This window comes from Thermoanaerobaculia bacterium, from assembly GCA_035593605.1.
Classification (GTDB): Bacteria; Acidobacteriota; Thermoanaerobaculia; order UBA2201; family DAOSWS01; genus DAOSWS01.
Genome location: DAOSWS010000008.1, coordinates 134,160 through 140,273 on the forward strand (window position 1 = coordinate 134,160; position 6,114 = coordinate 140,273).

The 6,114-nt window shown below is 51.7% G+C and carries 7 protein-coding genes; all 7 read right to left on the reverse strand.

The window, feature by feature from the left end:
• Positions 1–16 precede the first annotated feature (16 nt).
• Positions 17–484 carry a hypothetical protein gene (locus PLD04_05800; GenBank protein ID HXK67837.1) on the reverse strand — a complete coding sequence of 156 codons (468 nt, stop codon included), beginning with the start codon at positions 482–484 and terminating at the stop codon, positions 17–19.
• Between the two features lie 30 nt (positions 485–514).
• A complete protein-coding gene (locus PLD04_05805) occupies positions 515–2,329 on the reverse strand; it encodes a hypothetical protein (GenBank protein ID HXK67838.1) in 1,815 nt (604 codons plus the stop codon).
• Between the two features lie 123 nt (positions 2,330–2,452).
• Complete coding sequence (locus PLD04_05810; protein HXK67839.1) at positions 2,453–3,481, reverse strand: aldo/keto reductase; 1,029 nt, start codon at positions 3,479–3,481, stop codon at positions 2,453–2,455.
• 122 nt (positions 3,482–3,603) lie between these two features.
• Positions 3,604–4,479, reverse strand: a complete 876-nt coding sequence (locus PLD04_05815; protein HXK67840.1) for a hypothetical protein — start codon at positions 4,477–4,479, stop codon at positions 3,604–3,606.
• A 48-nt stretch (positions 4,480–4,527) separates the two neighbouring features.
• Positions 4,528–4,923, reverse strand: a complete 396-nt coding sequence (locus PLD04_05820) for a hypothetical protein (GenBank protein HXK67841.1) — start codon at positions 4,921–4,923, stop codon at positions 4,528–4,530.
• Between the two features lie 49 nt (positions 4,924–4,972).
• A complete protein-coding gene (locus PLD04_05825; protein HXK67842.1) occupies positions 4,973–5,260 on the reverse strand; it encodes a hypothetical protein in 288 nt (95 codons plus the stop codon).
• Positions 5,250–5,486, reverse strand: a complete 237-nt coding sequence (locus PLD04_05830) for a DUF2314 domain-containing protein (protein ID HXK67843.1) — start codon at positions 5,484–5,486, stop codon at positions 5,250–5,252. Before PLD04_05830 ends, PLD04_05825 begins: the two co-directional genes overlap by 11 nt.
• Between the last annotated feature and the right edge of the window lie 628 nt (positions 5,487–6,114).

Consider the following 6,114-nt stretch of genomic DNA (forward strand, 5'->3'; position numbering starts at 1 on the left):
AATTCCCAAATTCTTATTACTTCGCTTGTTTCAGCTCGATCGGTTTCGCTTTTATCCGACTATGCCACACATTGAACCGTTCACCCCAGAAGGCATCGACTTCATACGTTGCCTCCACACCGTCACAGTCACCGCGTACGATCTGGTAGGGATTAAGCATGGCAATCTCTCCAGATTTCAATGTCACGGGACTGAGATCGTAGAGACTGGGAACAAGCTGATTGGTACCATATCGGCCCCTGGTATACGAAAAATTGAAGTGACATATTTTCTTCCCGCTGTCCGTGTGATCCCCGCCAGAATAGAGGATGCCCCGCGTCAGAACGGTCACGTCCCCATCGGTGTGGTTCTCGAGATAGAAATGAATGCTTCTCGCTCCACTCCCGTCCGTCCGTGGAGAAAGGTCCAACCGTAACTCCAGGTCTCCTGCCGCGAGCGTGGCAGCTATTCCGACCAGGATCAAAAAGAATATTTTCCGAACCATGTCACATTCCTTTTCGAATTTACTCCTTAATCACATCCCATACGTTTTCTTGTGCTTTCCATCCAGATCATAGGTTACATATCCCGTCTTCCTGCGGGACATCACGTAAATGGACCACATGGGAGACTTGCAAAACACACCACGGCTCAAAATGATATGGGAAATTTTTCCGCCTTCTATGCCGAGTCTCTTCTTAGCGTCCTCGGCCAGCCGGGGAACAACAGAAAAATCCACCGACTTCAGATCGAACCCCTTCTTGCACGTCACGGTGAAGGTCTGGAGCGGTTCAGGATCCTTCAATACTCCACCCAGGTAGGAGTATCGATCGAAGTTCTCCCTGTTTCCTGTATCCTGTGCATCCAGGATCGCGTAATCGGGATAGATTGCAAGCTGAATCAGGTTGAAAGGCTTGCCGATACCCTGCAGAAAGAGATTTTTCAGTGGTGAAGCATCCGTGAAAAAATTTGCACCTTTTGGAATTTCCGGCTTCCTTTCAGCCATCCGGGGTATAAAGGGGACGGCGGAAAATGTGACCTTGAACTCATACGACTGCTCTTTGAAGGTCTGGGGCAGGGAACTGTATAGCGTTCCAGAAATACGGTCTTTCCCCACCTTTTCCGGGTTGAACTTCAAATCACTGCACAGGTAACATCCAATTTTGAGGTCATCGTGCACCCATGACCAGTTGTAGGGTTCCAGGTCTGCTCCAATAATCACATGGAGCCCGTGCGCCCCGGACATCTGCAGGACGTCATAGAGCGTAGTATCTTCCGCCAGAAGCTTATCGTCCACCTTCTCATCCGTAACCAGGCAGGCATACTCAGGCTTTCCCTCATCATTGACATATTCCTTCATATAGGCATGATGAAATTCGAACGATTTCCCATCCACTGTGAAGGTGCCCACAGCCTTTCCATCCCCCACACCGAACGATCCGTCCGGCTTCGTTCCTAGATGACGGTCCGAGATTTCCCAGAGAGTCGCAAGGAAATCAGCTGAGAAATAGTACGTGTCATCATCGAAGGAGCTCTTCGCCGGTTCGCTCATCCCGACATGACCCGCAATCTGGACAGGCCCGAATCGGGTCGCCGTAAAATCGACCGTGCCCGCGATCGAAATGTAATTGTTTGTAAACCCGGAATGGTGGAGCATCGCCCCGTTGACCATTCTGTGGCGGTCGATTGTCAGATCAATGTAGTGCAGGGCCCCTTCCTTTACCTTTTCCATGATGGAATAATCATCCGGAGCGATCGGAGCATCGATCAGACGAACGCTCAGTGCCGGATACTCGGGTTCAAAGGAATCCTGAACCCGTTCGACATAGGCATGGGTCAGATGCGCCGTAACCCCGTTCACCGTAAAATCCCCTTTTGCCATGTCGTTTTTCGCCAGGCTCCTATCTTCAGTAGGTGTAAATGTAACGTCCCAGTCAAAATCCCACGATTCCCGATCCACCCTCAAAGAGCCATCCTTTCCCGGACTCATCGTGACTTTTCCCTTTCCCACCTTGCCATCCCGAATCCTATTCCCACGGACGAGGAGTATGGCCTCATCTCCCTCCATCTGGACGTTTGTGACTTCGACCTTTTGGACCTCTTTCCTGGATTCAAAGATCCTGTTAAACCATTCCTCCCGGGCCGCGGGTTGCAGTTCTGACAAAAAGGACCCCGCCTGGTCAGGAAGGAAGGGAAGGACATTCTGGATATCTTTTCCTTTTTCCAAAGCCTTCCGGTACTTTAGATAGACCCTCTTGTAGTCTGATTCACTGGATCCGGCCAGAATAGTCATCGACACGAAAAGGACGACCAGTGCACTCAAAATATTAGTTATTCTTGATTGGTTCATTGCGCCATCTCCCTGAAGCGAATTTGTCTGAATCATTATCCCAAATTTATTCAGATCCTGGCAAACCCGCCAATTCTGAATCACGGAGGGGAAGACAGCTTCAGGGGTCAATCGTTTGAAGTTTTATTTTTTCTCTGGCAGCTCAGGGTACCGTCCCTGGCCCTGTCTCTCGATCATCCAGCCCGGATACTCCGGCGGAAGGGTACTGACCTTATCAAGCCGTGCCAGTTCCTCATTGGAGAGTTTCACATCCGGGGCAGCCAGATTGTCGGCAAGCTGTTCCTCGGTCTTGGCGCCAATAATGACACTGGTAACCACGGACTGGTGAAGAAGCCAGCTCAACGCGATCTGTGCCGGGGAGACACTGCGATCCGAAGCGATCTTCCGCATTACATCCACAACGTTGAACGCCCGTTCTTTATCCACGGGGGGAAAATCGAACGAGGCCCTTCTTGCGTTGTCCGGTCCCTCCCCATCGCGATGGAATTTTCCCGAAAGAAGGCCGCCGGCCAGCGGGCTCCACACCATCAGACCGAGCTTCTGGTCCTTCAGAAGAGGAACCAGTTCCCGTTCCAGATCCCGGCCGGCAACCGTGTAATAGGCCTGCAGGGTTTCAAAACGGTGGAGGTTAAGTTTGTCAGAAATCCAGAGCGCCTTCATCAGCTGCCAGGCGGCAAGGTTGGAACAGCCGAGATACCGCACCTTTCCGGAACGCACCAGGTCATCCAGGGCGCGCAGGGTCTCTTCCATGGGAGTAAGCTCGTCAAATCCGTGGATCTGGTAGAGATCGATGTAGTCCGTACCCAGGCGGAAAAGGCTGTCCTCCACGGATTTCATGATGTGTCCGCGGGACAGCCCCACCTCGTTGGCGCCCGGTCCCATCCGGCCCCGGACCTTTGTGGCAAGAACGATATCCTTCCGCCGCTTTCCCAGAGCCTTGCCCAGGATCTTTTCCGACTCCCCTTCGGAATAGATGTTCGCGGTGTCGATAAAATTGATCCCGGCATCCAGCACTCGCGCAATCAGACTGTCCGTGACACTCTGCGGCTGCTGACCGACGACCGTCCAGAATCCCTTCCCACCGAAGGTCATCGTACCGAAACAGAGTTCCGAAACCAGCAGACCCGTGTTACCAAGCCTGTTATATTTCATCGCAATACCTCCCTGTTCGCAGGATTATCATTCAGTTACGGCAGAACTTGCAAAGCAGTAAAAGCCTATAATTACTCAACGTATATCGCCCATTGAGTATTTCAACTTCAGGATAGCAGATACTATGGAGCCGATGAAAAGAGACGGCGCGCTGCCCGCAGCCCGCACTTCTGGTAGCGATGGTAGGCCTTAGCTGCAGCATCCAGGATTTCATCTTGCTCTTCGTTCTCGGCAAAGGATTCAATGACTGCTTTCAAAGTATAGGCTTCCGGCGCCATAAGGCCGGTCGTCAGCAAAACGGGAAACGATCCCCCTAGATTCAGGATTTCGATGAAATAGGGTTTGCTGGCACATGCGAAAACAACAGATCCCCGACTCCCTGCCTCCTCCCGGTTCTTTGGACGGGCTGGAGGATCGAAATCCATCAGTCCGTTGTGTCCCACAAAGGCGATCAGTGCGGCACCACCGCCCGCGTTCAGGTTGAGGACCTTTCCGTCAGGATCCGGCAAGGAGACCGTTTCCGAATGATCTCCCGCGGCAAAAAACAGAAACTGGCGGATGGCATCGGAGATAGATCGCCCGTCCCAGGCGTCGGCGACGATGTACACAGGAACAGAACGGCCGTTTCGCTGGAGAGTCCGCAGGAAGACAACTCGTTCAAGAATCTTCCTGGAATCCGGGGACTCTACCGGTAACGAACGGTAGGATGGGTCACGTTGGAAAAAGGTCCGGACACCGTACGCAGCCCCCCAATACAGGTTGCTTCCAGGATTTTGACCATCACCAAGGGACTTGGAAACCTTAACAATGCCCTGATTTTCGTTGTCGCACAGCGCGACAACCACATGGACAACGATGGGCTTTCCCTGCTCCAGATCCCGGTCCACCCTTACCTGGACGTCCGAATAACTGGAGCCGAATCCCTCACCATATCCAAGCAAGAGACAGGCGAAAAGAAACGAAACCCACTTCAAACGATAGATCACTATGAATACCATACCACGGTCATGAAACCGTGGCAGCATCCCTGTGGTTCAGGACTTTTTCTACCTGACGATTCCGGCATGAAGCATCATGTTGATCGTGAACCTGTCAAACCCTTTGGCCACCAGTTTCCGTGCGATCCGGCGGTTTCGCCTGAGGAACGCCTTCTCCAGACGGGCGGCATCCACTGGATCCTGGCTTGTCACATACATTCCTCCGAGAGCAGAAAGATACTGCCGCCTTCCACTCTCGTATAACCTTACATGCTCGTCATCCGTCATCCGATGGCAGGCATAGTAGTCCAGGTATTCCCCGAATCGATTTCGCCCAAATACATACTGAATCAGCCATCCCTCCTGCTGGATAAATCCCGATCGTCGCAATCGAAGATCTTCCTCTGGAAGCTCGAGCTTCCATCTTTTGAATTCTCTTTCAAAATTTCGTTTAATGTTTTCCATTTCGATTCCTCGTTTCGCTCAATCCCTGAAGGAAAAAAAGGTACCTGAATCACGGAAACCTTATATCCGAGGGAAAGGCCTCCGGGTGGCGCCCCATGACGCCATCCCTGCACTCTTCACAATAGAGGCCATGCTCCGTGCCGTCGTGGGTCCCCCGATGAATGTGGTCCACAACGCATTCCGGGAGAGAAAACCGTTTCCGACACTCGATCAGATCCAGGACGCAGTCGAAGTAAACCCACTCATTCACGTTGCTCCAGGCCTGCCCCCGGTACGTCTCCTTCATCCCCGCCTCGATCAGGGCCTGCTCCAGCGCGGAAAGGTGTTTACAGACCATGGCAGGTCCTTACCTGGCCGCCAGCACTGTAATGGTTTCCTTCCGGTACGGAATCGGCAAAGAAGGCGATTTTGACCAGAGCCATGTCGAGGCCCGGCACAATCCGTCTCTTTTCCCAGGAAAGTTCCCGCCAGAAATATTTAAAGGTCTCCCGGGCTCTCTGATTCGCCTTCACCATTTCCGGATCCGTTTCATCAAACATATAGACATTTTCCATATCGCACATGTAAGCCTCCTTAAAGCTTGCGCGTCAAAAACCTCATTAAGGGATTCAAGGCTCCTTGGTGCAAAAGCAACTGCAAATCATTGCACATGAGTTACCACATCCATCGAGTGAATGTCCACACATGTATGAATCCTATAATTGGCGAATCAACTATGATGTATGACTGTCCTAACCCGCACCGTTTCCCACATGCGTAATCAAGATCGACTAGCGCGAGAAGCCCTGGTATTACGACACGTTCGGAAATTTCCAGGTAAGCCGGCACACCCGGGTGATCCCAATCAAACAGATCCGTTCTTGCTTGCAACTGGCACAATTCGTATCTTCCGACAGATATAACGATACTCCCGGCCTTTGAGCAATCTATATGACCGGGATTTGGAGTCGCTATATAAACGCGGTTCGGCAAATCCAGGTCTGCCATAAACGTTTCAGCCACAGTTGATCTCAGCTTTTCCCGGTATGTTGTTTTGACGCAATTCACACAATTATCATCCGAATCGGGAAGCCCATCTCCATCGGTATCTTGAAAACTATCACTTGTAATAAACCAGAATTCTTCGGCTGCGGTCAGGAGGTACCCTCAAAAAGTGTGGAAAAAGAGAAAAGCGGCGTGTATCCTGAGGTT